Annotated in this window: 27 protein-coding genes and 3 tRNA genes; 14 read left to right on the top strand and 16 right to left on the bottom strand. The window is 45.6% G+C overall.

Annotated elements, in window-relative coordinates; all coding sequences use genetic code 11:
• Positions 1-4: 4 nt before the first annotated feature.
• From GWR21_RS04690 to GWR21_RS04655, 8 genes are all read right to left on the bottom strand, one after another.
• Positions 5-457 carry a response regulator gene (locus GWR21_RS04690; protein WP_162330616.1) on the bottom strand — a complete coding sequence of 151 codons (453 nt, stop codon included), beginning with the start codon at positions 455-457 and terminating at the stop codon, positions 5-7.
• A 46-nt stretch (positions 458-503) separates the two neighbouring features.
• Positions 504-2114, bottom strand: a complete 1611-nt coding sequence (locus GWR21_RS04685) for a sensor histidine kinase (RefSeq protein ID WP_162330615.1) — start codon at positions 2112-2114, stop codon at positions 504-506.
• A gap of 5 nt (positions 2115-2119) precedes the next feature.
• Positions 2120-3145, bottom strand: a complete 1026-nt coding sequence (locus tag GWR21_RS04680) for an ATP-binding SpoIIE family protein phosphatase (RefSeq protein WP_162330614.1) — start codon at positions 3143-3145, stop codon at positions 2120-2122.
• Positions 3130-3540, bottom strand: a complete 411-nt coding sequence (locus tag GWR21_RS04675; protein WP_162330613.1) for an anti-sigma regulatory factor — start codon at positions 3538-3540, stop codon at positions 3130-3132. The genes GWR21_RS04680 and GWR21_RS04675 overlap by 16 nt, the downstream gene beginning before the upstream one ends.
• Complete coding sequence (locus GWR21_RS04670) at positions 3537-3920, bottom strand: STAS domain-containing protein (RefSeq protein ID WP_162330612.1); 384 nt, start codon at positions 3918-3920, stop codon at positions 3537-3539. Before GWR21_RS04670 ends, GWR21_RS04675 begins: the two co-directional genes overlap by 4 nt.
• Before the next feature lie 12 nt (positions 3921-3932).
• Complete coding sequence (locus GWR21_RS04665) at positions 3933-4787, bottom strand: STAS domain-containing protein (protein ID WP_162330611.1); 855 nt, start codon at positions 4785-4787, stop codon at positions 3933-3935.
• 81 nt (positions 4788-4868) lie between these two features.
• Positions 4869-5492, bottom strand: coding sequence for a rhomboid family intramembrane serine protease (locus tag GWR21_RS04660; protein ID WP_202929046.1), 624 nt, complete (start codon positions 5490-5492; stop codon positions 4869-4871).
• A 42-nt stretch (positions 5493-5534) separates the two neighbouring features.
• Complete coding sequence (locus tag GWR21_RS04655) at positions 5535-6008, bottom strand: 23S rRNA (pseudouridine(1915)-N(3))-methyltransferase RlmH (RefSeq protein WP_162330610.1); 474 nt, start codon at positions 6006-6008, stop codon at positions 5535-5537.
• A gap of 148 nt (positions 6009-6156) precedes the next feature.
• On the opposite strand from GWR21_RS04655, the gene GWR21_RS04650 reads away from it, so the two are divergent.
• Positions 6157-6230 (top strand) — tRNA-Arg (locus GWR21_RS04650).
• A 282-nt stretch (positions 6231-6512) separates the two neighbouring features.
• Positions 6513-6586 (top strand) — tRNA-Arg (locus GWR21_RS04645).
• 97 nt (positions 6587-6683) lie between these two features.
• Here the strand turns inward: GWR21_RS04645 and ftsH are convergent.
• Positions 6684-8627 (bottom strand): ATP-dependent zinc metalloprotease FtsH, encoded by a 1944-nt coding sequence (gene ftsH, locus GWR21_RS04640; protein ID WP_238430189.1) that lies wholly within the window; start codon positions 8625-8627, stop codon positions 6684-6686.
• Between the two features lie 311 nt (positions 8628-8938).
• Here ftsH and GWR21_RS04635 point away from each other — a divergent pair, with 311 nt between their 5' ends.
• Positions 8939-9322 (top strand): DUF302 domain-containing protein, encoded by a 384-nt coding sequence (locus tag GWR21_RS04635; RefSeq protein WP_162330609.1) that lies wholly within the window; start codon positions 8939-8941, stop codon positions 9320-9322.
• Between the two features lie 261 nt (positions 9323-9583).
• Here the strand turns inward: GWR21_RS04635 and GWR21_RS04630 are convergent, their stop codons facing one another.
• Positions 9584-9964, bottom strand: a complete 381-nt coding sequence (locus GWR21_RS04630; RefSeq protein WP_238430187.1) for a nicotinate-nucleotide adenylyltransferase — start codon at positions 9962-9964, stop codon at positions 9584-9586.
• A gap of 237 nt (positions 9965-10201) precedes the next feature.
• Here GWR21_RS04630 and GWR21_RS04625 point away from each other — a divergent pair, with 237 nt between their 5' ends.
• Positions 10202-11959: an adenosylcobalamin-dependent ribonucleoside-diphosphate reductase gene (locus tag GWR21_RS04625; RefSeq protein WP_202929045.1), complete on the top strand. Its 1758-nt coding sequence runs from the start codon at positions 10202-10204 to the stop codon at positions 11957-11959.
• Positions 11960-12093: 134 nt separating this feature from the next.
• Here GWR21_RS04625 and GWR21_RS04620 read toward each other — a convergent pair whose 3' ends face one another.
• Both GWR21_RS04620 and GWR21_RS04615 read right to left on the bottom strand, forming a co-directional pair.
• Positions 12094-12480 (bottom strand): GerW family sporulation protein, encoded by a 387-nt coding sequence (locus tag GWR21_RS04620; protein WP_162330608.1) that lies wholly within the window; start codon positions 12478-12480, stop codon positions 12094-12096.
• Positions 12481-12509: 29 nt separating this feature from the next.
• On the bottom strand, positions 12510-12914 hold the full coding sequence (locus GWR21_RS04615; protein ID WP_162330607.1) for a hypothetical protein: 405 nt from the start codon (positions 12912-12914) through the stop codon (positions 12510-12512).
• A 785-nt stretch (positions 12915-13699) separates the two neighbouring features.
• On the opposite strand from GWR21_RS04615, the gene GWR21_RS04610 reads away from it, so the two are divergent.
• The 6 genes from GWR21_RS04610 (at position 13700) to GWR21_RS04585 (ending at position 18447) form a co-directional block, all read left to right on the top strand.
• Positions 13700-14263: a hypothetical protein gene (locus tag GWR21_RS04610; protein WP_162330606.1), complete on the top strand. Its 564-nt coding sequence runs from the start codon at positions 13700-13702 to the stop codon at positions 14261-14263.
• A 161-nt stretch (positions 14264-14424) separates the two neighbouring features.
• Positions 14425-15057, top strand: coding sequence for a Crp/Fnr family transcriptional regulator (locus GWR21_RS04605; protein ID WP_162330605.1), 633 nt, complete (start codon positions 14425-14427; stop codon positions 15055-15057).
• A 77-nt stretch (positions 15058-15134) separates the two neighbouring features.
• Positions 15135-16535 carry an MBL fold metallo-hydrolase gene (locus GWR21_RS04600; protein WP_162330604.1) on the top strand — a complete coding sequence of 467 codons (1401 nt, stop codon included), beginning with the start codon at positions 15135-15137 and terminating at the stop codon, positions 16533-16535.
• A 174-nt stretch (positions 16536-16709) separates the two neighbouring features.
• Positions 16710-17273: a YeeE/YedE family protein gene (locus GWR21_RS04595; protein WP_162330603.1), complete on the top strand. Its 564-nt coding sequence runs from the start codon at positions 16710-16712 to the stop codon at positions 17271-17273.
• A gap of 19 nt (positions 17274-17292) precedes the next feature.
• Positions 17293-17811, top strand: coding sequence for a YeeE/YedE family protein (locus tag GWR21_RS04590; protein WP_162330602.1), 519 nt, complete (start codon positions 17293-17295; stop codon positions 17809-17811).
• Between the two features lie 147 nt (positions 17812-17958).
• Complete coding sequence (locus tag GWR21_RS04585) at positions 17959-18447, top strand: hypothetical protein (RefSeq protein WP_162330601.1); 489 nt, start codon at positions 17959-17961, stop codon at positions 18445-18447.
• Positions 18448-18467: 20 nt separating this feature from the next.
• Here GWR21_RS04585 and GWR21_RS04580 read toward each other — a convergent pair whose 3' ends face one another.
• From GWR21_RS04580 to GWR21_RS04565, 4 genes are all read right to left on the bottom strand, one after another.
• Entirely contained in the window at positions 18468-19490 is a 1023-nt protein-coding gene (locus GWR21_RS04580) for a zinc-dependent alcohol dehydrogenase family protein (protein ID WP_202929044.1), read from the bottom strand.
• 48 nt (positions 19491-19538) lie between these two features.
• On the bottom strand, positions 19539-20360 hold the full coding sequence (locus GWR21_RS04575) for an adenine nucleotide alpha hydrolase family protein (protein ID WP_162330600.1): 822 nt from the start codon (positions 20358-20360) through the stop codon (positions 19539-19541).
• A gap of 51 nt (positions 20361-20411) precedes the next feature.
• Complete coding sequence (locus tag GWR21_RS04570; protein ID WP_162330599.1) at positions 20412-21206, bottom strand: polysaccharide deacetylase family protein; 795 nt, start codon at positions 21204-21206, stop codon at positions 20412-20414.
• Between the two features lie 277 nt (positions 21207-21483).
• Entirely contained in the window at positions 21484-22047 is a 564-nt protein-coding gene (locus tag GWR21_RS04565; protein WP_162330598.1) for a cation-transporting P-type ATPase, read from the bottom strand.
• 199 nt (positions 22048-22246) lie between these two features.
• Here GWR21_RS04565 and GWR21_RS04560 point away from each other — a divergent pair, with 199 nt between their 5' ends.
• The 4 genes from GWR21_RS04560 (at position 22247) to GWR21_RS04545 (ending at position 25503) form a co-directional block, all read left to right on the top strand.
• Positions 22247-23326, top strand: a complete 1080-nt coding sequence (locus GWR21_RS04560) for an efflux RND transporter periplasmic adaptor subunit (RefSeq protein WP_162330597.1) — start codon at positions 22247-22249, stop codon at positions 23324-23326.
• Positions 23323-24576, top strand: coding sequence for an ABC transporter permease (locus GWR21_RS04555; protein WP_162330596.1), 1254 nt, complete (start codon positions 23323-23325; stop codon positions 24574-24576). Before GWR21_RS04560 ends, GWR21_RS04555 begins: the two co-directional genes overlap by 4 nt.
• A 2-nt stretch (positions 24577-24578) precedes the next feature.
• Positions 24579-25274, top strand: coding sequence for an ABC transporter ATP-binding protein (locus GWR21_RS04550; protein ID WP_162335641.1), 696 nt, complete (start codon positions 24579-24581; stop codon positions 25272-25274).
• Between the two features lie 155 nt (positions 25275-25429).
• Positions 25430-25503: transfer RNA gene (locus tag GWR21_RS04545), tRNA-Arg, on the top strand.
• Positions 25504-25813 lie beyond the last annotated feature (310 nt).

Here is a 25813-nt window from a genome sequence, read left to right as displayed (position 1 = left end):
CACTTCATTTAAAGTTATTTATAAGACTGTTGAACTCAGGAAATGAATGCTTCTTCAGACAGAAGTCATAAAAATGCTGGGCGGACAACAGATACTCTTCATAGGTAAAAGGTTTCACCATATAAGATAAAGCCCCTAATTGTTTACATTCATGCATCTCGATCACGTTCAGTGAAGAGGAGAAGATAATAACCGGTATATGTTTATAGGCGTCAAGGCTCTTCAACTCACGCAGTGTTTGTGTGCCACTTAATCGTGGCATGTTGAGATCAAGTACTATCAGCGAAGGCAACTGGCCTTCGTTCCGGTGTGTTTCCGAAAGATACTCCAGCACTTTTTCTCCATCTTCCACCAGTAGTGGTACCTCCGGCAGATTTATCGCGTTAAAGGCATCCTGCATTATGAAACGGTCCTCAAGATCGTCATCTGCCAGTAATATCTTTACAGTATTATCCATAACTGATAAATTCTTTCTTTAAATAAAACCAAATATTCCTGCCGGCTTATGCAACGGGCGGCAGTGTCAATATAAATTTTGCTCCTTGTCCCGGACTGCTGCTGGCAGTAATACTACCATTATGCAGGTCGGCGATCTTCTTACACATTGCGAGCCCTATTCCAGTGCCGGCATACTTTTCCCGTGAGTGCAGCCGCTGAAACAGACTGAACATCTTATCAAGGTATCTCTCTTCAAAGCCGACACCATTGTCTTCAAAGATCAATTGTGTGTGCTGACTGTTTTCCAGGGCATATACCTTGATCAGTGGTGATCTGTGTTCGTCTGAAAACTTGATCGCATTCGAAATCAGGTTCTGGAATAGCTGCCGCATCTGCATTGGATACACTGCCATCACAGGTAAATCGCCTACTTCGACATGCGCCTGTTTGGCTTTAATGGCCATATCCAGATCATTCATCGCTTCTGTTGCGAGCAGGTTCAGATCTGTTTTGACCAGGTGCAGATTCTCTCTGTAAATACGGGAGAAGTTCAACAGGTCGTGGATCAGCTGTGTCATGCGCTGGCTGGCGCTCATCATGTTACCAAAATAAAGTTTACCTCTTTCATCGATCTCCTCGGCGTAGTGCTTATTCAGATAGTCACTATAGTAAACGATCTTCCGTAACGGCTCCTGCAGGTCATGCGACGCGGCATAGGCGAACTGCTCCAGTTCCTGATTACTCCTGTTTAGTTCTTTCACTTTTTCTTCGAGCAGGAGTTTCATTTCCTTCAGTTCCTTGTTATCCCGCAGCGTCCGTTCCATTACCTTCTGCGCATGGATATCTACCATAGAACCTGTCCAGTAAATGATCTCACCGTTATCTTTCATGACAGGTGTAACTGAGATCAGATGCCAGATGAAATCACCGGTCTGTTGATTCCGTAGTTCCATTTCTCTTTTGAAAGGTGCGTGCTGATGCTGCCACCAGTATTCCCAGGCAGCAATGAATTCCTCATCTCTGATGACGGGCCGCCATTTGTTTTCATTCAACTGATGGAGATCGTAGCCTGTAAAGGATCTAAGCCAGCTGTTGGCATACAGTAACTCACCTTCCTCATTGATTGAAAAGATCACCAGCGGTAATGCGTTGGTGACTTCCCGGTATTGCGTCTCGCTTTCTTTCAGCTTTTCCGCCAGCTCCTGCAGCTGTCTGTTCTTTCGTTTGATCTCATCATACGGAGAAAGAGGTTGCTCAACACTGAAGGCGGAGATCCACTGTTCAATACGGCTGCTAATGATCTTCTGTACGCCTGGTATCCGGAATTGAAGGGTGATCTCAATGCCTTTATTCGTTTGTTCCAGTGTGAACAGGTCCACCAGTCTCTTGGCATATACCATGCTCTCATTGATCTTTTCAGTCAGATTGATATTACGGTCCAGTATTCTTGCTACGAGGAATTTCTCCGGATCTTTGATGTCTGCCTTTACTCCGAGCAGCAATACGGCATTGTGGCCATATTCAATCACGTGCCTGGCCACTTCAGAAGCGGCTGTTGCGAATGTGGTCTGAGATGCCAGAGACAGGCCTGCAAGTTCTCCCAGCTTCATTGTACGCTTGTGCACCAGCACCAGGTCCATGTCAGTTTCGAGCGTGATCCGGGTTATTTCCTGCATTGTCCTTATTTTATTTTAACAATTACTACTGACATATCATCTGTTTTACGAGCATTGTCCTTGTAAATGGCTGTTGCCAGTATAGACATGTCGTATCTGAAAATTCCGGGATAACGCGTCATTTCCCATCGCGTTTTGATACCGTCGGAACACATGATCAGGATCTGCTCTTTTCCCTCAGCATGCTCTGCTACCTGTTCATTGATAGTACGGGGCAGGTTATGACCGATGATGCCGTTATAGGGGAGGAATGTTTTGGATACAGCAGCTGTCCATAAACGGGTATGTATATTACCCACACCGCAGAGGCGCCAGTGTCTGAGCCGGTTATTATAAACAGCGATAGAACCCACCAGTCCGCGTGTACGTTTGACATCTTCATGCATCTGTCTTAAAATATCCCCCTGATCAGACAGCATGCAATACCTGAAAGAACTGATAGCGGCACTTACGGCTTTATTAGCTTCTATGCCATGTCCGAGCCCGTCCCCAAGGAACATGCGGATACCTGTTTTGTCGGCGTTGATAAAATAGCCGTCTCCACAAGCTCTTTCACCAGGTTTGGCGAGGAGCAGTGTTCTTATTTCCGGGCCCGGCTTAGGAGGATATTGTTCCGCAGGCCTGAGATAAAATCTGCATAGCAGTATAGTTCCCCAGCCTTTAACAGAATATATCTGAAGAAAATCTGACAGTCGTTTTATGGCACCCAGTCCATGTCCAAGTGTTTTGGATGTGGATATACCATCCTGCATCATTCTCGCGAGGTCAGAGATACCCGGACCACTGTCAAGGGCTATAATTTCAATAGCCGGTTGTGGTTGATCGGTCAGCATGACCAGTACCTCTCCACTACCTGCGTGTTTAATAATATTAGACCCTATTTCAGCTATCACAATATCTATCTCAGCTACTCTTTTTTCAGTCAGGCCGCACTGTACAGAAAGACGGTGTATTTCACGTTTTAACAGGGCCAGATAACTTCTGTCCTCTATATTAAAACTGATTTGCCGTCCGGTTATCCATTCTTCCATTTAGTGATCGTAATGGTAGTTCCTTTACCCACCGTACTTTTAATGTCAAATTCATTCACCAGGCGCCTTGCACCTGGTAATCCCAGTCCCAGACTTTTGCCGGTAGAGAAGCCATCTTTCATGGCCTGATCTATATCCGGAATGCCAGGGCCTTTATCTGAAAAGGTGACACGGACACCATTCTGACGTTGGCCGTTAACTATTTCAATGAGGACAGTACCTTCTCCGGCGTACCGGAGCATATTTCTGGAAAGTTCGCTGGCGGCAGTGATCAGTTTAGTTTGATTGACAAGGCCCATGCCTATTTTAACGGCAAATTCCTTTAATCTGTTCCTGAAAACGACCATATCCAACTCTTTCGCAATGCGCATATTATCGCTGGATAGTACTATCATTCCTCTGGTTCTTCTTCTTCTGTGATTTTTATTTTCTGTTGGAGCAATTCCATTCCCTTTTCTACATTCAGTGCCGTTTGGACGCCTTTCAGCGGGAGTCCCAGCTCAACCAGTGTGATAGCAACAGCAGGCTGCATACCAACGATGACCGTATCTGCATCCAGTATTTTGCTCATACCAGCTATATTACCGAGTATTCTTCCCATGAAAGAGTCTACAATGGATACAGCTGATATATCTATTAACACTCCTCGGGCGCCGGTCTTGCTGACTGCCTGTACGAGGTCTGCTTCCAGGTTGAGCGCCAGCCGGTCATACAGATCCACCTGAATAGCCACCATCAGGAAATGCCCAATTTTAAGAATCGGTATTTTATCCATTAATCACTTCTTTTACTTAACGACTACTTTTTTAACTTCCAGCTGCATAAGTGCATAGGCATGCCTTAAAGCGCTTGCCAACGAAGCTTTAGTGATGATACCGGAAAGATCAATGCCGAGGTGAACGACCGTTTGCGCAATTTCAGGACGGATACCGCTGATAATACACTCTGCACCCATGAGGCGGGTGGCGCTGACGGTTTTGATAAGGTGCTGGGCAACCAGTGAGTCGACAGCTGGTACACCGGAAATATCCAGGATCGCTATACCACTGGAGGTTTCTACGATCTCCTGCAGCAAACTTTCCATAACGACCTGTGTGCGGGCGCTGTCAAGTGTGCCGATGATAGGCATGGCTACGATACCATCCCATACACGTATAACAGGGGTGGAAATCTCAGTTATTTCATCTGTCTGACGAAGTATAACTTCCTCCCTTCCCTTGATAAAGGTTTCAAATGTTATGATGCCAAGACTGTCAACAAGTTTGCTGACTTTCAGGCTCTCCTCCAATAGCTGAACCGGGTCATTTTTGATCTCCTGCTGCAGAATAGACAAGAGTGCGTCTTTAAGGCTGAATACAAACGTTCCTGTTTCCCTGGGAGAGTAACCTTGTTTAGCCCTGGAAATAGATATACCTTCTAATACCTCATAGACAGGTTCCAGCGAGCTGGATTGTATGTCATCGAGGTTACCACTGCTTAAAGCCTGTAGTAAAACGTCTACAAGTTCTTCTGACTGTACCGACAGTTCATCGTTCGACATGAGGTCTTCCCGTAGAGAAAAATCCACTAATTGATTCTTCATCCACAGTTCGAGAATCTGTTTTTTCCTTTTCTGTAAGATTTTAGCTGTGTCTAGCTTCATATGTGTGGCTTGTTTTGCAGTAATGGCGCATATTGTCCGCCATTGCCCTTACAAAAAACAAACCGGAAAGGGAAGAAGTCGCTATCTTCTTCCGGGCCCTGCCAGTAGCGCCTCAAGAAAATAGCTTGCTATCTCTGGTTTATAGACTATCGGAAACAAAATACCAACAACGGCTCCCCAGAGATGCGCATCATGATTGATCCCATCCCTGTTCTCACTACGGGACATATAAATCGTATAGCCAAGGTATAATACACCATATACAATTGCTGGTACAGGGATGAAGTATACGTAGATATTATTCCATGGGTCGAAAAGGATCGCCGCAAACACAACGGCGGACACCGCGCCTGAAGCACCGATCGTGCGGTAGTAGGAATGATTCCTGTGCTTTATAAACGTGGGCGTATCTGACAGTATCAGCGCCAGTACGTAAAAAAACAGAAAATATAGTTTACTCCCGAATAATAAATCAAACGCATTTTCTATGGCACTACCAAAGAAATACAGGGTTAACATGTTAAAACCCAGGTGCATGAAATCTGCATGTACAAATCCCGAGGTAATAAAGCGGTAATACTGATTCCTTTCTTTCACCATGTAAGGCCACATACTTAGGTCATCGACCATCTTCCCATTGTTAAAAGCCGGGATAGAAATCAGGCAGGTGATCACAATTATTGATATGCTGAGTGTCAGTTCCATTCTAAACAGTTAATTTAATCCGGTTGTAATTATACTAATTTTTTACTGATGATGATATTTCTCTCGGTTCAGAACAGTATATGCCCGGTAAAGCTGTTCCGTCATGATCAGCCGGACCAGCTGGTGGGGAAAGGTGAGGGGAGAGAGCGAAAGTTTTAGCTGTGCCCTGTCCAGTACCGCACTGTCCAGACCAAACGCTCCTCCGATCAGAAAGATCACCTGACGAGTAGCGGCATTCGCCCTTTGCTGCAGGAAATCGGCCAGCTGTATGGTCGTCTGCATTTTCCCATATTCATCCAGCGCCACCAGGTAATCCTGCGGCTGTAGCATATCCAGTATCATCTTGCCCTCTGCTTTCTTCAGTTCAGGAATGGAAAGGCTGGCGGCCTGTTTTACTGTCGGAATCAGCTTCAGATCAAAATCCACATAATGTTGGAGACGCTTTTGAAAGATGGCGATGCCGTCCCTGATATATGGGTCATTTTCCTTTCCTATGCTCCAGAGTTGTATCTTCACTTGCTACTGTTTAAATAATAGATCCCGCCGGTTAACGACGGGCGGTAAATTTACGGAACCTGTCCTTTATGGATGTAATAAAAAAAGTATTTCAAAAATTTGGTAGATATGAAAATAATCCTACCTTTGCAATCCCAATAACGGGAATGGCTTCGTAGCTCAACTGAATAGAGCATCTGACTACGGATCAGAAGGTTTCTGGTTTGAATCCAGACGAGGTCACAAAAAAGGGGAACTACTGCTGTAGTTCCTTTTTTTATTGCCTGCAGTACCCGATTACAATCTCCTGGTACGTTATCATGTAAACTGCTTTTTGCGATCGCAGATTATCAGGATTAGTAAAAGTTACGTCTATCGTTTATGCATTAAAGTGCCTCCCGAAGTACCTGGCTGGTAGGGGTTTGAGCATAAATATATCCCAGTAAGGATAATACACACTTATTTTACAGAATATTTTTGGTAGTTAGAATTTTTTGTGCATCTTTGCAATCCCCAAACGGGAATGGCTTCGTAGCTCAACTGAATAGAGCATCTGACTACGGATCAGAAGGTTTCTGGTTTGAATCCAGACGAGGTCACAGAATAAAGAGATTATTTCGAAAGAAATAATCTCTTTGTGTTTACGCTAGTTACGATTGTTCTTTTGGCTTTCCGATTTACAGCGAATTTATTCGTTTAAACAGCCCTCGACATACTTTTTTCTGACTCCTCTCTGCTGCCAAGGATATGTTCCAGGTCCTCCTTATAAATAGTTTCCTTTTTTAATAACAATTCAGCTATTGCGGTAAGTTGTTCCCTGTGTTCTGATAATAACGCACTGGTTTTCTGATAAGCGCCGTCTACCAGTTTCCGCACTTCTTCATCGATCACCCTGGCTGTTGATTCACTATACGGCTTTTGGAATCCTGTGTCCTTTTGACCAGAAGAATCATAGAAACTGATGTTGCCGATTTTCTCGTTGAAACCATAGTACGCCACCATCATATAAGCTGCCTTGGTTACTTTTTCGAGGTCGTCTAATGCCCCGGAAGATATATCGGAGAAGACCAACGCTTCTGCGGCCCTGCCGCCTAATGTGGCACAAAGTTGCTCCAGGAAAGTGGCTCTGGTCTGTAAGCTTTTCTCTGCAGGAAGATACCATGCGGCTCCCAGTGATTTGCCTCTGGGAATAATAGATACTTTTATCAGCGGATCCACATTTGGCAATAACCAGCTTGTCAGTGCATGTCCTGCTTCGTGAAAAGCAATGATCTTTTTTTCCTGCAGGGAGATGATCTTACTTTTCTTTTCCAGACCTGCTACGATACGGTCAATTGCCTCGAGGAAGTCAGTAGTACCTATCTGTGCTTTTTTCCCACGTGCAGCGATCAGCGCTGCTTCGTTACATATGTTGGCAATATCTGCACCGGAAAAGCCAGGTGTCTGGGCGGCAAGAAAATGCTTGTCTACAGTTTTATCCAGTACCAGTGGCCGCATATGCACGGTGAATATAGCCTCCCGTTCCTTCAGGTTAGGCAGCTCCAGGTAAATGTGCCTGTCAAAACGTCCTGGCCGCAACAGAGCGGGGTCTAACATGTCTGCCCGGTTAGTGGCAGCAAGTACGATGACGCCAGCATTTGTCTCAAATCCATCCATTTCTGTCAGCAACTGGTTAAGGGTGCTTTCTCTCTCATCATTAGCGCCCGTAAAGAAGGCATTCCGGCTCCTTGATCTGCCAATTGCATCTATTTCATCTATAAAGATGATACAGGGCGCTTTTTCCTTCGCATTTTTAAATAGGTCACGCACACGGGAGGCACCGACTCCAACAAACATCTCTACAAACTCGGACCCGGAAATGGTGAAAAATGGTACCTGTGCCTCTCCCGCTACAGCTCTTGCAAGTAACGTCTTACCTGTACCCGGTGGACCAACAAGCATCACGCCCTTTGGAATTTTGGCACCCAGTCTGGTGAAAGTTCCGGGATTCTTAAGAAAATCAACTATTTCCTTTACTTCCAGCTCTGCTTCATCAAGTCCGGCCACATCATCGAACGTAATGTTATGTGTATCTTCCTTTTCGATCAGCGTGGCGGTAGATCTTCCGAAGTTAAACATTGACTGATTGCCCCGGCCCTGGGCCCTGAGAAAATACCGGCCGAGCAAAAGCAATAAAATAGTAGGTAATATCCAGCCTGCAAGGTTCCACAGACCCGCTTTCGTTCTTTCATAAGTGACAGGGATGATCTCTCCCGGAATAAGTTTTTGCTCTGCCGCGTCCAACCTACGTTCGAAGCTTTCTATAGAACCAATTGTCATCATGTAATGGGGCCCCTTATTAGGTTCATTGCCAGATACCGGATGGAATACAGCGGCGAATGCCGTATCGTTTTTAAAGGAAGACTTCAGATATATTTTAACATAGTCCTGGTTGACCACAATCATTTTCGCTACAGCACCCCGTCCCAGGATCCTGTTTTCAAATTCTGCCCAGCTTATTTCCTGCATGTATCTGCCGGAGTGACTCAGCATGACAGGAAAAAGTAGTAGCCCCGTCAGAAACAATAACCAGCCCAGATTAGTGCCTGGAGGAACGGGTGGTTGCCGCAAATCTTTCCCGCTATGATTATCTGATCCCACAGTAGCTGATTTAAGATGATGTATGTTGCTATTAAACAGCCTCAAGTAATAGGACCTGTTCAGCTAAAAATAACATAACCTGAATGTAGAACTATAACCTCATTTTTCAGATGACAGACATCAACGCCTCCGATGATTACACTCATTTCGCCGAATATAGAATCGGCCGATATTTGAAGAAAACTGATCACTACGGATTACATTATAGCTGGAAAACCGGAAAAGGAAGGAGTGACCATTATTACTGATGCAGAAGAATGCTGATTATACCTGTTGCGGACGTTTAACAGTCAAATATTAAAACACGTGTTATGTATCATCTTAGCAAAACAGTACATCTGAACTTTACGGAGACTATTGGAAAAGTAACTGATGAGCTGAAGAAGGAGGGATTCGGTGTCATTACCTCAATTGACCTGAAAGAAACATTCCGTAAAAAGATCAACGTCATTTTCAGAAATTATATCATTCTTGGTGCGTGTAATCCTGATTACGCTCATAAAGCGTTACTGCTCAACGATAAAGTGGGTGTATTCCTTCCCTGTAACATCGTGGTGCAGGAGCATACGGATGGTAAAGTGGAAGTATCTGTTGTGAATCCTGAAGAGATGGTAGAGAGAATATATGATCCCAATCTAACCAATTTCGCGTCAGAAGTGAGAGCATCGATGGAGCGTGTGCTTGGGCATTTGTAGCTTCGTTACTATATAAGCTGTTCGAGGCTTACCGGGAGATCGATTATAATACGCCCTCACCTTCCATAGCTGCATAATTTGATGAAGTAAGAGGTTGCCATAAATAACGTGAATAGATTCTTTCGGGCAAATATGGCTGATCAACGATGCCGGCGATTGGCATCGTCGATCAGCGTGAGACGGTCAATCATGCGATCATATCCATTGCTGGTATTGTCGATGCAGCATCGCCGTCTCTGATGTTTCCCCTGTATTCGGTCATCAATCTTTAAAGTCTCCTTTCTCATCTAATTTCACGCGCAGGCGTTTATTTCCATTTTGCAGAATGAGCTTATAAATGATATGTGCTTCTTTCCCATCCTTGTAATTGACTATATAGGTGTCATTAGTGATCCCCCAGTTTGGGTATCGCTCTGACACTGCCGCTGTTACGGCGTGAGGAAGGGCTACATTTTTAAACTTTTCCGCAGTGCTGATCAGTTGCCCGGTAGAATCATATACCGCAAGAATATAGCCACGTGGAAGATAAAAAGTGATAGCATACGTATCGTAATCATCCTGGTAGATCTCCGATTCTTTCACGTCGTAGGCAGCCATCTGTCGGCGAAGTAACTGTACCGGCTGAGCTGCGCTCTGATCCATTGATTTGAGATACATATAATTTCTTGCCCGCACTGTTACTTCCGGCAAATCCTGCTGGACATACAGCGTGAAGCTAAACCCTGTGACGAATAAACAGATAAACAGTAGTTTTTTTGCGTGCTGAAATATATAGCGCTCATCAGTAATCATATCTGCATTTGATGACATAATACCAGTTAACAGGTGACGGCTATCACCGTTATTCTGATGCGGAATAGGGAACTTTCAGTAAAAAAGATGGACATCCAACTCACTGAAAACGCCATCAGGGTGCTACAACAAAGATACCTCGCCAGAAATGAAAAGGGGCTGGTGATGGAAACACCAGTAGATATGCTCCTGCGGGTAGCAAAAGCTGTTGCTGGTGCAGAGGTGCATTGGGGGGGCGAAGCTGCTGTCATTAAATGGCAGGAGATCTTTTTTGATGCATTGAGCCAGCTGCATTTTTTGCCTAACAGCCCTACATTGATGAATGCAGGTACGCCGGTCGGTCAATTGAGTGCCTGTTTCGTTTTGCCGGTGCCAGACAGTATCGACGGTATCTTTAGTACACTCAGGCAAACGGCGCTGATACAGCAAAGTGGCGGCGGTACCGGTTTTAACTTCTCGCATGTGAGACCGGAGAATGATTATGTCAGTAGTCATGGGGGGATCGCTTCCGGTCCGGTTTCATTTATGAGAATATTCAATGCTGCTACAGAGAATATCCGCCAGGGAGGAAGAAGGAGGGGCGCAAATATGGGTATCCTTAATGTCGATCATCCGGATATCCAGACGTTTGTTTCATCCAAAATAACAGAAGGGCAGTTGTCCGGCTTCAATATCTCTGTAGGTGTAACAGATGAATTTATGATGGCAGTGGAAAGGAACGCTGCCTGGCAGTTAAAGCACCCTGTCACCGGAAAGGTGGTAAAAGCCATTTCTGCTCAACAGTTATGGGATGAGATCATTTACGCAGCCTGGTCTACAGGCGACCCCGGATTGATATTCCTCGATACTATTAATTCCGCCAATCCTACGCCCGGACTGGGAAGAATAGAAGCGACAAATCCCTGTGGAGAAGTGCCCTTATTACCATATGAGGCGTGTAACCTGGCCTCTGTTAACCTCACGAGATTTGTGACCGGCAGGAAAGGTGGTGATGGTATTGATTGGGATAGTCTGGAGAAGACCATAAAGGTGGCTACGAGGTTCCTGGATGATGTGATTGAGGTCAGTGACCACCTTTTCCCGGAAATTACTACTATGGTAAAAGGGAACCGTAAAATTGGACTTGGTGTAATGGGGTGGGCTGATTTGTTACTTATGCTGGAGATTCCATATGATGATGATGCGGCCATCACATTAGCGCATAAATTGATGGGGTTCTTTCAGCGCGTCTGTTATGACACTTCTGCTGAACTGGCGGCAGAGAGAGGTACATTCCCCAACTGGTCACAGAGTATATTCCACCCCGGTAAACCGATGCGTAACGCTACAATGGTGAGCATCGCGCCCACAGGTTCCATTTCACTGATAGCAGGCGTATCTTCCTCTATTGAACCGTTATTCGCACTGGCCTTCCGGCATAGGCAGGTTGCAGATGATATGGAACTTACCTCTGTGAACACGCACTTTCTCACTTATATTGAAAAACATCATCTCGACATTCCTGAAGTGATTGGCCCTATACTCGAATCGGGCGTAGCAGGTTCGTCATCCGTCTTACCTGATGAGGTCCGGCGACTTTTCAAGACTGCCTTGGAAATTGATCCCGCGTGGCATTTGAAACACCAGGCAGTATTTCAGCAATACACGGACAATGCGGTTTCGAAAACGATCAATCTGCCACAGGGTACTTCACGCGAAGCGATCGACGATATTTACATGAATGCATGGCGCAGTAAGTTAAAGGGAATAACAGTATTCAGGTATAGTTCCCGGCAGCATCATGCGTTGTATACCGGAGCTGGTCTGAGGAAAGATGGTTGTAAAGTCTGTGTTGCACAGGTGTGAGATGTTTTTCTTTTAGACAGGTATACGCCTGCATTAATATAATGAAACCGGATAGTGCAGTGAATACTGCTTATCCGGTTTCTGGTTGTTCAAACAAGAGGGCTTGACACGTTACATGGCCACAGTGGATGAGTTTAAGATACGGTGGCTTTACCATTTTTCTTTTCAAGCATTTTTTCCAGCAAATCAGGCACTTTTTCAAAGGCTGCGCCCAGTCCTCTGCTTGTATGTGTGGGGATAAAGGAGATCTGATCTCCGCGGGTTACGAGAAATCCGATAGGAGATATGCCCATCCCACCGGTAGCGCCGGATCCGGTACCTGTGCCTTCTCCCTTACCTTTACCGGAGATGTCGCCCTGTCCTTCTCCGCCTCCATACCCCAGTCCCATTCCAAGTCTGACTACCGGAACACAGGTGAATTCTCCCAGTTGGAATGCCTGCCCGACAATAGTTTCGGTCTTTGTTTCCATTTTCAGAAAATCAATTAGTTGCTTAGCTGTTTCTTCGAGATTAACTGACATAAAATTTGATTTAGCGTGTGATGATTTAATTACTTGAACCAGGCATATACCAGTCGCCATACTTTGTTGCGGATCGTTATCGTAAAGAAATTAATATCCTGAAAATTAACGTAGAGATGCTTTCGCATATCAGGTAGAAAATTGAGCCCATACATCCATGCGTTCAACACAACGTCATTGCTGTCAATCGCCAGTTGACACTGCATCACTTGAAATGTCCGGATGAGTGACAGCGTCTTCCCCGCAGTGATTCTCTTCTTTGTTCTTGCTCCTTTCGCGCGCGTAGGCGAGGTATTCCTTTTACGGGTAGCTGATGTAATGATTGATTCAAGGGGCCATTGTTTCCGGATGAGCAATATCCTCACGCCCAGCCACCATTTGCCTTTGCTGTACCAAACGTCGGCCGTACCAATACCTGCCCAACACACCGACATAACCGGGATGCGCGTGTCTATACAGCATGTTACCGGCGCAAATAAGAACCAGCTTATCAGTAGTAACAAGGGTAGCGTTATCATTAATATCCAGAACATGCCTAAAGTTCCTTTTCAATCCCGGAAAGAAGAAGAACGATTGTCATCGACAGCGATGAAATTAATCAGCGCCGGGTGAAACCTATTTATACCGGATGGTAAACTATATTTTTACACATCTGACCATTTTATAATTAATATGTAATATGGTTTGGTGTAGGACAGCTTTTCACTAACCCGACCTGTTTGCGTACTAAGGGAGCGGGTCCATAATTGGCATCAACATATCAAGCGGTGAGCAGGATCTCTATCAGCAGTGATGGTAATCATCTGTAAGTTATTCTTCCCGCTGTAGCTTACATATTGTGGCTTATATGGTAAATAATGATATCCTGAAGAAACCAGCTTCCACAACTGGCATTGCTACCGAACGACGTCCATAAGAGCCCCTTCACCCGGCTGATAATTGCAGGCAGATATTTTCATATTCCTCCTTATTTATTATCTTTGTTTTCATTGCTCGACTCGGCTTTTTGCAACTTATATGGCAGGTCGGACACAGTATGTTACCACCAGCTGAGTTTTATCATTAGTTCAATGCGCCAACTCACATGAACCGCTCTCGATCATACCTGCAAAATGCCTGTTACGGAAATAAGACACAAACCATTTCACCCGGTTTTATTGCAACCATTTTATCGGCATAACATGCGTTCGAAACTGGCAATTGTTTTAAAGTGAGGATAATGGAGCCAGGAGATGTTGTAACGATAGCAAACCCTATTCATGCCGGCGTTGCCTTTATTTTGAATGCACTGGATCAGTCATCTCGCTTTAGCTCAGACAGACTTTCTAAATGCTGTTTTATGTTAATCTATTTAACACAGGAACTTTCCATTGATATATCGGACAAGTTCGGTCTGCTCTCATTCATTCATCCGTTAATACATCAGTTCTTTAAAAACAGGAACTATGGCCCTGGTTTATCTATATTATATATCGGCCTGGTTTGTAAAGCAGGTAAGCTTGTTCATGCTGTCAGGCAGGAAACATCCCGACCTGCAGAGGTTCATGATGTGCAATACATCTATATTGCAAATTCCGTAGATCGCCATAGCAAAAGTTTGTCCTACGGACAGCTGTTAAATTATAATGAATACCGTAGGGTGGACGATATCAGCGCACTGCTGGCAAGAGATATTTTATATGCTATTGACACAATCCAGCACGTTAGAAAAATCCGGAATTTCGATCTGGCCGCCTTTAAAATAGATTTTGAGTTGTTCTTCAGGCAAGTTGGCTGGATGTAGTCACATTCACTGTGTGACTAAAGTCACTTTAAAGTATTACTTATATTTGTAATTCTGCCGTCTTATTGAAGGGCGGTCGGTAATGCTATCTGGTTCAAAGTGAAGAGCCGGCCTTTCTGACCAAACTCGACATGTTGACGTTAATGTTGTAATTTGATCCAATGGAAAAAATCTACTCCATCCGCCAGTTATTCCCGGATCTGGAAGAAGCGCTTTACGAAGAAATGGAAAAGCATGGTGATATACGCAGTTTTTCCGCCGGTACCACCATGCTGAGAAAAGGGCAGGTCATCCGGTCAACTATGCTGATACTCGACGGGATCGTTAAACTGTATCAGGAAGACGATCAGGGCAATGAGTTCTTTATATATGACATTGAACCCGGGCAGGCCTGTGCTGTATCTATGTTATGTGCGTTCCGTCAGGAGAGTAGCCAGGTAATGGCGAAGGCGCTGACAGATGTGGTGGTATTGACCATTCCGCTTTCTTACATGGACGAATGGCTTGGTAAATACAAAAGCTGGCATTATTTCGTCATCAGGACCTGGAGGGCCCGCTATGATGAATTACTGAACACCATCAATGCGATCGCATTTAAAAATATGGATGAACGCTTGGAATTTTACATTGAGGGGCAGGTAAAAAAATTAGGACGTCATATCAAGCTTACACACCAGGAGATAGCCAGTGATCTCAATACATCCAGAGAGGTGGTAAGCAGATTAATGAAAAAAATGGAGAAAAATGGCTGGATCGTTATCCACCGGAATTCATTTGAATGGATAAGATCCTGATGTAACGCCTTTGTGACTGTTGTCACTGACAGCGCGGCTGTTTTAATACATCTTTGTATTAACCAAACCAGCAAACGATGTATTTTCAACACATTTACGATAAGAGCCTGGCACAGGGCAGCTACTTTATAGGATGTCAGGCAGCAGGCGTGGCTGCCGTGATCGACCCTAAGAGAGACGTAGATACCTATCTGGAGATCGCCGCTCAGCAGAACATGCAGATCACACATATCCTGGAGACGCATATACATGCAGATTTTCTGACCGGCTCCCGGGAACTGGCAGTACTTACCGGGGCAAAAATGTATTTATCTGACGAGGGTGGTCCTGACTGGCAATATGCATTTGATCATGTAGGTGTAAAGGAGGGCAGTGTGATAACCCTGGGTAACCTTGAGTTCCGGGTATTACACACGCCGGGACATACGCCCGAGAGTATCAGCTTCCTGCTGACAGATAAACCTGCCACAGATCGCCCCGTTATGTTGTTCACTGGTGATTTTGTATTTGTGGGCGATATCGGCCGGCCGGATCTCCTTGAAAAAGCTGCAGGCATTAAAGGTACACAGGAACCCGGTGCCCACCAGATGTTTGCCTCTCTTAAAAAATTTCGTGCGTTGCCGCCCTATATACAGGTATGGCCCGGGCATGGCGCAGGTTCTGCCTGTGGTAAAGCGCTGGGGTCTGTACCGTCTACGACAACGGGTTATGAACTGGAGCGGAACTGGGCCTTCGGTTATGAGGATGATGAGCAGGGTTTTGTGCAGTACCTGCTCGCGGATCAGCCGGAACCGCCCAGGTATTTCGCGATGATGAAAAAGCTCAATAAAACAGACCGGCCTTTGCTGACACATGTACCGGTATTAAAGCCACTCGGTTCAACCGAACTGCAGACTGCTCTTGATAATGGGTATAAACTGATCGATACCCGTGATAAAACTGATTTTGCTGCCGGATATATTCCCGGAAGTATCAATATTCAGCATAACAACTCCTTTAATACATGGGCCGGATGGTTCCTTGATTACAGTACTCCATTTGTACTATTGGCAGACCCTGCTGAGCTGGACGAGATCACGCGCAAACTGATGCGCATCGGTCTGGATAATATATACGGGTATATTCCCGATGTGAAAGTCTGGCAGGACACAGGTGGTACACTGGAAAAAGGAACGGTTATTTCGATCGACGAATTTAAGCAGCTCTATCAGCATGATGCCATACAGTTGGTAGACCTGCGTGGAGAAGCTGAATATAAAGCCGGTCATATCAAAGGGGCCCAACACCTGTTTATCGGCACGTTACCTGAGCATAGCCATTTGATCAGCAAAGACAGAACAGTAGTGATACACTGTCAGGGCGGAGATCGTGCTGCCATCGCCTATTCTCTCCTCGCCCGGAAAGGATATAAGAACATACTGAACTTTTCGGGAGGAATGAATAAATGGATACAGGCACAAAATCCTGTGGTGAATTAATTAACATCTATTGTAAAGCCCTCCATAACGGAGGGCCTCTCAATTCAGTTTCCCTGGTAGTGGAACCGTTTGGCTACCGGCAAAGCAGCTGAATACCGTTTCATTATTACGCATTGATATTAGTCACTGAATACTTACTGACGTCGTGATAATTTTATGCTGAAATCAATCAACATGCATCAACTAATATATGACCCATGGCCATGGTATGTGGCAGGACCACTTATTGGTCTCATTGTACCGGCACTACTGTTACTTGGTAATAAACATTTCGGAATATCTGCAAACCTCCGTCATGCCTGCGCTGCCTGTTTTCCGGCAGGTATTCCGTTCTTTCAGTATAACTGGAAAAAAGAAGTCTGGAATATGTTCTTCGTAGCTGGCATCCTGGTGGGAGCCGTCATAGTAGGACACCTTTTCCCTGCCCAGGGGCCAATAACAGTTGCCCCTGCACTAGCCAGCGAGCTGGCAGGTTACGGCATCACCGATCACAGTACACTACTACCGCAGGAACTGTTTTCATGGCATAGCCTGTTGACCTTGAGGGGAGTGATCATGCTCGTCGGTGGTGGCTTCCTGGTCGGTTTCGGAGCGCGGTACGCAGGTGGATGTACTTCCGGACATGCAATAATGGGATTAAGCGACCTGCAATGGCCTTCACTTGTAGCTACAGTGATGTTTATGGCCGGAGGATTTATCATGTCCAATCTGATCCTGCCGTTAATACTTCATTTATAATCAACGTTACTACAAAACAATGGAAAGAGTACAGCAAGCTGTTACAGATCAGCATAAAGACACAGATTTTGAAGTACGGTCACTAGATACTATCTGTATCAATGAATCAGCCAAGCAACATCCATGGTGGCATAATTTTAAATACCTGGCGGTAGGCATCGTTTTCGGTATTGTGTTTGTCAAGGCAGAGATTATCAGCTGGTTCCGCATACAGGAGATGTTCCGCTTACAAAGCTTCCATATGTACGGTGTGATCGGGTCAGCAGTGATCGTTGGGATGGCAGCAGTCTGGCTGATTAAAAAATATAATATCAGGACAATTCATGGCGAAGAAATCGTCTTTCATCCTAAGAAGTTCAATAAAGGTCAGATCTATGGAGGGCTCATTTTCGGGTTGGGATGGGCGCTTACCGGAGCATGTCCCGGCCCTTTATTTGCGCAGATCGGTACGGGATTTATGATTGTGCTGGTTGTATTGTTAAGTGCTGTTGCCGGTACCTGGACGTACGGTTTCTTCAGGGATAAATTGCCGCATTAACGCATACAGATTAACACCATGAAATGACCGTTGTCATTCTTTTGTTTGATAACAAATGCAACAACTGGTAACGGGGGTTATCGCTGGTGAAACGGCGGGTACCTAGCTTTGAAGTGTAAGCTGATTGTTTCATTTAAATCCATAGCCATGAACGGTTCGATCCTATATATGATATCAGCGTTTATAGGGCTGGTGCTCTTTGTGATCTGCGTGATGAGACCACAGAGAGGCAGGGTAATTCTTTCCGTTTTATTCATTGCTGCCGCACTGTTAAATGCCATTTCAGTATTGTCCGTGCAGCAATGGTATATCATCGATAATGGCACAGGCGCCCGTAATCTGTATACCGATATGGTAAATTTTTTCTGGGGGAAGTATATGACTGAGTCCTTACTGGCCACCGCTGCCTGTCAGTTAATGATAGGGCTATTACTGTGTATGCCCGGCGTCGCTCAGAAGATCGGATTGGCTGGAGCCATTGTTTTTCTGATAGTGCTGGTGCGGCTGCAGCCAGGGTTTATATTACCCGGCGCTTTTTTGCTTATCGCGGCATGTATTGCATTGATCCCACGGCGTAACCCGGGAACATGGCGGGCAGCCCTACACCGGCATGGACACGGGAACGCTGGTATATGATCGTGCTGCCGGTCCCGGCATTACAGCATCTGATATTGCGCATCGGGTACCAGTACAGCCGCACCTTTGATAAGGCCGCTACGTAAACGTTCTAATGCTTCATTCGCCTGCGATAGCTTGAAACGCTCTATAGTGGTCTGAATAGTAGCTTTCGCAGCAATATCAAAGAATAATTCTCCGTCCTCTCTGGTCAGATTTGCCACAGATCTGACAGACCTTTCTTCCCATAACAGTTGATACGGGAAAGAAGGAATATCACTCATATGTATACCTGCACAGACGAGCTGCCCGCCTTTGTCGAGTGATGAAAGTGCGGCAGGTACCAGGCGCCCGTCAGGTGCGAATATGATAGCGGCGTCCAGTTTGACAGGTGGTTGCTGATCAGAACTCCCGGCCCATATAGTCCCAAGCTGCAGGGAAAATTCCTGTCCCCCGATATCGTCTTTGCGGGTGAATGCATAGATCTGCTTATGGGCATATCGGGCGATCTGCGTAAGTATATGCGCAGCTGCCCCAAATCCGTATAAACCAATATACTGCGCCATAGGGTCGATCATTCGCCATGACCGGTATCCGATGAGTCCTGCACACAATAGCGGCGCTCCCTCAGGAGCGGCATAAACAGGCGGAATACGGAAGCAATATTGGGCATGGGCTGTTACATACTCTGCATATCCTCCATTGACCGTATAGCCCGTAAAAAGGGCATTTTCACAAAGATTCTCCTGTCCCTTTCTGCAATACCTGCATTGACCGCACGTAAATGCCAGCCAGGGAACTCCGGCCAGATCACCCGCTTTAAAGTGGCCGGCATCTCTGCCCGAGGCGACGATCACCCCCACAATCTCATGTCCCGGGATCAACGGAAGTTTGGGAGAACGCAGGTCTCCATCCATAATATGTAGATCTGTCCTGCATACACCACAGGCTATTATCCTGATCAGCACCTGGTTGTCGCCCGGGACAGGTACCGGCACCTCCCTCAGCTGGAGGGGGGTGCCCGGGGCTTCCAGTACCATCGCCAGCATTGTTGACGGTATCATAGATATTTATTTAGATGATCTGATATCCAGCTTTTCCCATTTATCGCATCATCTGTGTGATATGAATACCGGGAACTGGTGTTCGGCTATCACGTCGGCAGCAAAGCTACGACTGAAGATCTGGGAGAAACCGGAGCGTCCGAAGGCACCACTGACAAGTATGGGGCTATCCTGATCTGCCAGCCATGTGGGGAAGTATTCCTTTGGATCAGCTTCCAGCTCATAGAATACCAGGTCACTGAAATGTCGCGCAGCCAGTTCCTTGATATAATCTTCGTCGGGAATACTTTTGCCGGATCTGCTGGCTGCATACACCAGGGTAACCGGTACCTTGCACAGTTCAGGGAACAAATAGGCGAAGTTTTTGATTGCACGGACGGAAGAACTGCTGCCATCGTAAGCAAGCACAACGCTTTCCGGATAGCTGAACTTCTCAGGGGCTACCACGACAGGGCATTCTGAATCATGTAGTATATCGCGTAGGTACTCGTTGGGAGATTCAGTACCGAGATTATCGTAAAAGCGCTCTCCTCCCAATATCATCAGGTCTGCAAAGCGTGTTTCTCTCTGTAGCTCCGGTAGTGCGAATGAACTGAAATCGGTATGTACCCGGTGCTCGATACCATATCGTATGCAGGCTGCTTTGAATTTATTAATGTTACTGCCCACCAGTTCAGCATCCACACTTTCCATCAATGGAATATACATACTGCCGCCTCCATACGCATAACTCCACGTACTGGCGAAATCGACCTGCGGAAGGAATACGCCGGTCAGCAGAACCGGTTCATCTTCATTTATTCTTCTGGCGAACTCAAATGCACCTTCTGAATATCCGGTGCCTTCAAATGATAAGAGTATCTTTTTCATAACACATTATTTTAAAGGAGTTGACTAATTATTCGTAACAATCTCATAATATCAGGGCCTTCCCGGCGATGTCCGTATCTTTTTAAGCAGCATTGGCGCCGTCCAATTACCTGACACAAGCATACGCCTTATCGTAAACATTGGCTCACTTGTACTTTCCCCGTTTGACAACTGGAACGCCGCTCTTAATCCCCGTTTTTTGAGTGCTGTAATAGCCTGATCATTCCATGTTCCGAAAGGATAGGCATAATACCAGACAGCTGTACCGGTTATAATCGTAAGTTTTTTCAGCGGCTTGTCCAGTTGTTCATTCCATTGTTCACCGGTAAGTGAAGCTACCGGAAGATGATCATAGCTGTGGCAGCCGATGGTATGCCCCCGTCGCGATAGAGCACTGATCTGTTGAGCTGTCAGGTAGTGCTTCTTTCCAATACATACCGTCATGATGAAGAAGGTACCTCTGAATCCATATTTTTCCAGAACAGGGGCCGCCACGGTGAAATGAGTGCTATGTGTATCATCGAATGTGAACATGAATGTTTTTTCCGGAAGTGATAATCCCTTTTTAAAGTGATCATATAGTTCATCCGGTAGTATTGCATGATAACCACTGTCATGCAATGCTTTTACCTGTTGCTCAAAATGAGCGGCAGAGATATGGTAAATGTCTTCTTTGTCCTGGGCTGTATCAATGTTGTGATAACAGAGTACAGGGATGTTGACCAGTGACGTAAGTGCAGCCTGCGAATGATGCGTCATACTTTTTTTATAGCAGGGAGGGACACTGGCTGTTAGCAGTACTGGTAAAAATAGTACGAACATACCTGCGCGTATTTGATAGCCCATAACTGTAGGTTTATTCGCCTGATGATATCTTTGAATTAGCAGGAGAGAGGATTTCCTGTGGATGCGGTGGAACGGTCTCTTTTGCCATATAGAACTTTTCTTCAAATAACGGTCGTTGGCCGGTAATATTAAATGAGGGCCATCACCGGCAATGTTGATTTTCATCATTTAACAGGCAGTTATACAGATTTAGTTTTATAGGGACGCCAGCAGCCATTTATCTGGTTACTGCTGAGTGGTCGGCTACTTGGAAGACAGGACAGCTATCAGCATCACCTTAATCAAGACATCCATGCCACTTCAGACATACTGAAAAGCACACAGCCAGGTTAGTGTCTACGTCGCTGCCAGATGAAAAACCAACGTTTGACCCATTCAGCTGTAATAGTGTAGACAAATAGAAGCAGGAAAATATATCGCCGGTTACTATTCCTGCGGTGTCAACACTTATCGCTTTTCCATCCCGTAACACATTGTGTCTGGTTGCTATGATTTTTTTCAGCTGATCAAATGCCCTGCCTGCATTGGCTTCCTGCCAGAAACCTAATAAACCGGAAATTAATAGTATAAACAGGATAATATAGGTATCAGAAGACGCTCCCAACAGCGCAGACAACACAACCGCTACCACCAGCAGGAAGACCAGCGGATTGAAGAATTGCCGGAAAAGTAATCGGAGTTCCCGTTGCAAACGGGTCTCATGCTTTGCCAGGCCGCGTTGCTGACCAAGCCGGCGTCCCGCTTCGGGGGAGGACAAGCCGGTTTCGGTACACGTTAATTCGTCATACAATTGCCGGATGGGGGCGGAAGATAGATGTCCGGTTCTGTTTGGAGTCGACATTATATTGGGATATTTCCTGATAACTGTTTAATCCAGTTCAAAAATAACAGCAGTGCCCACCGGAAGAAATGACAATCATCATCCACGGTGATGAGTCTCATTCTCCCCGCTGTTGTTCTGTTGTATTTTTGACTACGTCACGGGCAAGGGCCCGATGGATGATATCTGTTATAGTTTGTGTAATCAAATGCCCTCCTTTATGAAGCATTTAATCCTGATGATATGTATAATTTCCCTCTCTGCGTGCAATGGCAAACAAGAGAAGGTGAGACCCGTACTTGAAAAAATCACGGAGTCTGTATATGCATCCGGTTATGTAAAAAGCAATCATCAATATGAAGTATTTTCCAGTGTGAATGGTATCGTGAAAAGACGCTTGGTAAAAGAAGGAATGACTATCAGTAAAGATGATCCGATCATTGAACTCTCCGGTGTTACAGCACGTTTACAGGCGGAAAGTGCGCATATTGTCGCCGATAACGCTGCGCATGCAGCTAATTTTCGCAAGCTGGAGGCATTACGTATAGATATAGAGGAAGCAAAAAATAAACTGGATCAGGACGCCCTGCGCATGCAGCGTCAGCAACGCCTGTGGGACCAGCAGATAGGGAGCCGGACAGAACTGGAACAGCGTGAGCTTACCTGGAAAACCTCAAAAAATAACTATGAGAATGCATGTCTGCAGTATGCTGAACTGCAGCGTGAGATCGGCTTCAGAGAAAAGCAGGCGCTGAAGAATCTCGAGATATCAAGGTCAGTGGCGAATGATTACACCATCAGAAGCCAGTATGATGGCAAATTATATGATTTGCTTGTTGAAGAAGGGGAGATGGTGAATACGCAGCAGCCAGTTGCCGTCGTTGGTGATGCCGCCTCTTTCCTGCTGGAACTACAGGTCGATGAATATGATATTGCCCGTATAAAAACCGGGCAGAAAGTATTGATCTCTATGGATAGTTACAGAGGGCAGATATTTGAGGGCGTGATCACTAAGGTGGTCCCGTTTATGCACGAAAGATCGAAGACGTTTACAGTGGAAGCACAGTTCCTGCGCCCGCCGGCAATACTATATCCTAATCTTACCTGTGAATCTAATATCATTGTAGCGGAAAAGGCGCAGACGCTCACCATTCCGAGGGCATGCCTGAGGGATGGTAATACTGTGCTGACGGCTGACATGAAAAGAAGAGCTGTCGTTACGGGGCTGATGGATTATCAGAAGGTCGAAATTCTTGGGGGGTTGACTTTCAATGATGTTATAATAAAACCTGCGCCATGAATCTTATTGTCAGCATAGCCTGGTCATTACTGCTGGCACGTTGGCGGCAGACGCTGGTAGCCGCTATTGGCGTAGCGTTCAGCATCATGATGTTCGTCGCGCTGCTGGGATTCATGAGCGGACTGAATGAAATGATGGATAGTCTCTTTCTGAACCGTACGCCTGATATCCGCCTCTACAATGAGATAAGGCCCATGCCTCTTCAGCCAATAGCCATGTCGCCTTCCTATCGTGGAGGACATCATTTTATTCATTCTATAAAGGCGACAGGTAGCAGAACAGGTATCTATAACAGCCTTGCTATTATGGAGACCCTGCGTCGTGATGATCGGGTTACAGGTATCGTACCGAAAATACTCACCCAGGCCTTCTTCAGGCAGGGAGCAGTCGACATAACAGCTACTGTGAGTGGTATTGATGAAGGTCTCGAAAGTTCGCTGTTCCATTTTGAAGATTATGTAGTAGCAGGCGATCCCTCTCTGATCGGGAGATCGCCTAACACGATTATCCTTGGCAAAGCCCTTGCGGAAAGTCTGTTGGTTGATATTGGAGATATGGTGCAGCTTACCACAGCAGAGGGCGAGCGTTTTTCACTGAAGGTAGTGGCACTCTGGCAGTCCGGTATCCGGGATTTTGACAAAGTACAGAGTTTTGTTTCCCTGCCTACCGCCCAGAAATTACTTGGTAAAACGGCTAACTACATTACCGATATTCAGCTCAGAATAAAGGTTGTTGCCGCGGCCCCTGGCATCGCAAGGGAATATAGCCGGCTTTTTAACGTCAGTGCACAGGATCTCAAGATGTTAAATGCGGAGTTCGAGACCGGCAGTTTTATCCGGTCACTGATATCCTATGCTGTAGGGGTAACCCTGCTTACAGTTTCAGGATTTGGGATCTTTAACATACTTAATATGATGATATATGAGAAAATGGACTCCATCGCTATTCTGAAAGCTACCGGATTTGCAGGGCGCGATGTAAAACGGATATTCATTTTTATTGCGATGAGTATTGGCGTCGCAGGAGGACTGGCTGGGCTGATTGCCGGTTTTCTTGCATCGTTGGGTATAGATCAGCTGCCCTTCAGAACTGCATCTTTGCCAACGATGAGAACATATCCGGTAAGCTACAATCCCTTCATTTATTTTATCGGTTTTACATTTTCGCTGATATCTACCTATCTGGCCGGCTGGCAGCCGTCAGGGAAGGCAAGTGAAGTAGATCCGGTAGTCATTATCCGAGGGAAATGACCATGAGCGGGACTATTCTTGAAACACGACACATTGACAAGTTCTTCCATGATCCGGTTGATGTCAAAGTGTTGAATGACATTAACCTGTCTGTTAGTCAGGGTGAATTTGTAACAGTAACCGGCAAGTCTGGCTGTGGTAAGTCAACGTTACTATATATCCTGTCAACTATGGACACGGATTATGACGGAGAATTGTTCATAGATAATGTATCCATGAAGAATAAGTCGGAGCCTGAACTAGCCCGGATAAGAAATGAAAAGATCGGATTTGTATTCCAGTTTCATTATCTGCTGAATGAATTTAGTGTGTTACAGAATGTGATGTTACCCGGGCTGAAACTTAACAGATATGCCCAGGATCAAATAGCGCACCAGGCAATGGAAAAGCTGCAACTACTTGACATCGGCAAACTGGCAAATAAAAAAGCCAATCAGCTGTCGGGTGGCGAAAAACAGCGGGTGGCTATAGCCAGGGCACTCATTAATGAACCCTGTATTATTATGGGAGATGAGCCAACGGGCAATCTCGACAAGAAGAACAGTGAGATCGTCTTTGATATTTTCAGGCAGTTGGCCTGTGAGCGTAAACAGACAGTGTTAATTGTCACGCACGATCAGGATTTTGCCAGCCGTACAGACAGAATTATATTTATGGAGGATGGTAATATTATCGACACGCTTTCAGATGGAAGGTGATATAAAGGTGGTTGTTGTAGCACCTTGATGATAGCAAAAGTTAGCTGTTGTAAGCATAACTATGGCCTGATATTTAATGCATGTACTAACAGGAATAAAACTCTTTTTGGAAGTTTAAATTTTTTGTGCATCTTTGCAGCCCCTCAAACGGGAATGGCTTCGTAGCTCAACTGAATAGAGCATCTGACTACGGATCAGAAGGTTTCTGGTTTGAATCCAGACGAGGTCACAACATAAAAAGATCGTCCCGTAAGAGACGATCTTTTTATTTTTATCCCCACCTGATATAGTCCGTCTGCAGTAACTGTCAGATCATTATCACGCCATCAGCGCAGATGCTGTTCCAGTGATTAACTGCGATCTCTTAATGAGGAAGCCGACCTGTTGAACTTAAAATTAAATTCCTTTTCCGGTATATCATGCAGCATAAGGGCAAGTGTGGCACGCACGGCAGCCAACGCCCGTGTTTAAGCCAGCCTTCATCGTGCCGCTGCCGCTGGAGCCGCTGTAATTTCCGGGATGCTATACCTTGGTTAGTA

It is taken from the genome of Chitinophaga agri, from assembly GCF_010093065.1.
GTDB classification, from domain to species: Bacteria; Bacteroidota; Bacteroidia; order Chitinophagales; family Chitinophagaceae; genus Chitinophaga; species Chitinophaga agri.
This window is presented reverse-complemented; position numbering and strand designations above follow the sequence as displayed.

Bases quoted from the DNA above. Each gene is read 5' to 3' on its own strand.
- GWR21_RS04600 (WP_162330604.1), top strand. From the start codon at position 15,135: ATGTATTTTCAACACATTTACGATAAGAGCCTGGCACAGGGCAGCTAC.
- GWR21_RS04590 (WP_162330602.1), top strand. From the start codon at position 17,293: ATGGAAAGAGTACAGCAAGCTGTTACAGATCAGCATAAAGACACAGAT.
- GWR21_RS04555 (WP_162330596.1), top strand. From the start codon at position 23,323: ATGAATCTTATTGTCAGCATAGCCTGGTCATTACTGCTGGCACGTTGG.
- GWR21_RS04690 (WP_162330616.1), bottom strand. From the start codon at position 457: ATGGATAATACTGTAAAGATATTACTGGCAGATGACGATCTTGAGGAC.
- GWR21_RS04665 (WP_162330611.1), bottom strand. From the start codon at position 4,787: ATGAAGCTAGACACAGCTAAAATCTTACAGAAAAGGAAAAAACAGATT.
- GWR21_RS04630 (WP_238430187.1), bottom strand. From the start codon at position 9,964: ATGGATCAGAGCGCAGCTCAGCCGGTACAGTTACTTCGCCGACAGATG.
- GWR21_RS04585 (WP_162330601.1), top strand. From the start codon at position 17,959: ATGAACGGTTCGATCCTATATATGATATCAGCGTTTATAGGGCTGGTG.
- GWR21_RS04550 (WP_162335641.1), top strand. From the start codon at position 24,579: ATGAGCGGGACTATTCTTGAAACACGACACATTGACAAGTTCTTCCAT.
- GWR21_RS04680 (WP_162330614.1), bottom strand. From the start codon at position 3,145: ATGGAAGAATGGATAACCGGACGGCAAATCAGTTTTAATATAGAGGAC.
- GWR21_RS04595 (WP_162330603.1), top strand. From the start codon at position 16,710: ATGCATCAACTAATATATGACCCATGGCCATGGTATGTGGCAGGACCA.
- GWR21_RS04625 (WP_202929045.1), top strand. From the start codon at position 10,202: ATGGACATCCAACTCACTGAAAACGCCATCAGGGTGCTACAACAAAGA.
- GWR21_RS04560 (WP_162330597.1), top strand. From the start codon at position 22,247: ATGAAGCATTTAATCCTGATGATATGTATAATTTCCCTCTCTGCGTGC.
- GWR21_RS04605 (WP_162330605.1), top strand. From the start codon at position 14,425: ATGGAAAAAATCTACTCCATCCGCCAGTTATTCCCGGATCTGGAAGAA.
- GWR21_RS04580 (WP_202929044.1), bottom strand. From the start codon at position 19,490: ATGATACCGTCAACAATGCTGGCGATGGTACTGGAAGCCCCGGGCACC.
- GWR21_RS04575 (WP_162330600.1), bottom strand. From the start codon at position 20,360: ATGAAAAAGATACTCTTATCATTTGAAGGCACCGGATATTCAGAAGGT.
- GWR21_RS04610 (WP_162330606.1), top strand. From the start codon at position 13,700: ATGGAGCCAGGAGATGTTGTAACGATAGCAAACCCTATTCATGCCGGC.
- GWR21_RS04685 (WP_162330615.1), bottom strand. From the start codon at position 2,114: ATGCAGGAAATAACCCGGATCACGCTCGAAACTGACATGGACCTGGTG.
- GWR21_RS04675 (WP_162330613.1), bottom strand. From the start codon at position 3,540: ATGATAGTACTATCCAGCGATAATATGCGCATTGCGAAAGAGTTGGAT.
- GWR21_RS04670 (WP_162330612.1), bottom strand. From the start codon at position 3,920: ATGGATAAAATACCGATTCTTAAAATTGGGCATTTCCTGATGGTGGCT.
- GWR21_RS04635 (WP_162330609.1), top strand. From the start codon at position 8,939: ATGTATCATCTTAGCAAAACAGTACATCTGAACTTTACGGAGACTATT.
- GWR21_RS04620 (WP_162330608.1), bottom strand. From the start codon at position 12,480: ATGTCAGTTAATCTCGAAGAAACAGCTAAGCAACTAATTGATTTTCTG.
- GWR21_RS04565 (WP_162330598.1), bottom strand. From the start codon at position 22,047: ATGTCGACTCCAAACAGAACCGGACATCTATCTTCCGCCCCCATCCGG.
- GWR21_RS04615 (WP_162330607.1), bottom strand. From the start codon at position 12,914: ATGTCGGTGTGTTGGGCAGGTATTGGTACGGCCGACGTTTGGTACAGC.
- GWR21_RS04660 (WP_202929046.1), bottom strand. From the start codon at position 5,492: ATGGAACTGACACTCAGCATATCAATAATTGTGATCACCTGCCTGATT.
- GWR21_RS04570 (WP_162330599.1), bottom strand. From the start codon at position 21,206: ATGGGCTATCAAATACGCGCAGGTATGTTCGTACTATTTTTACCAGTA.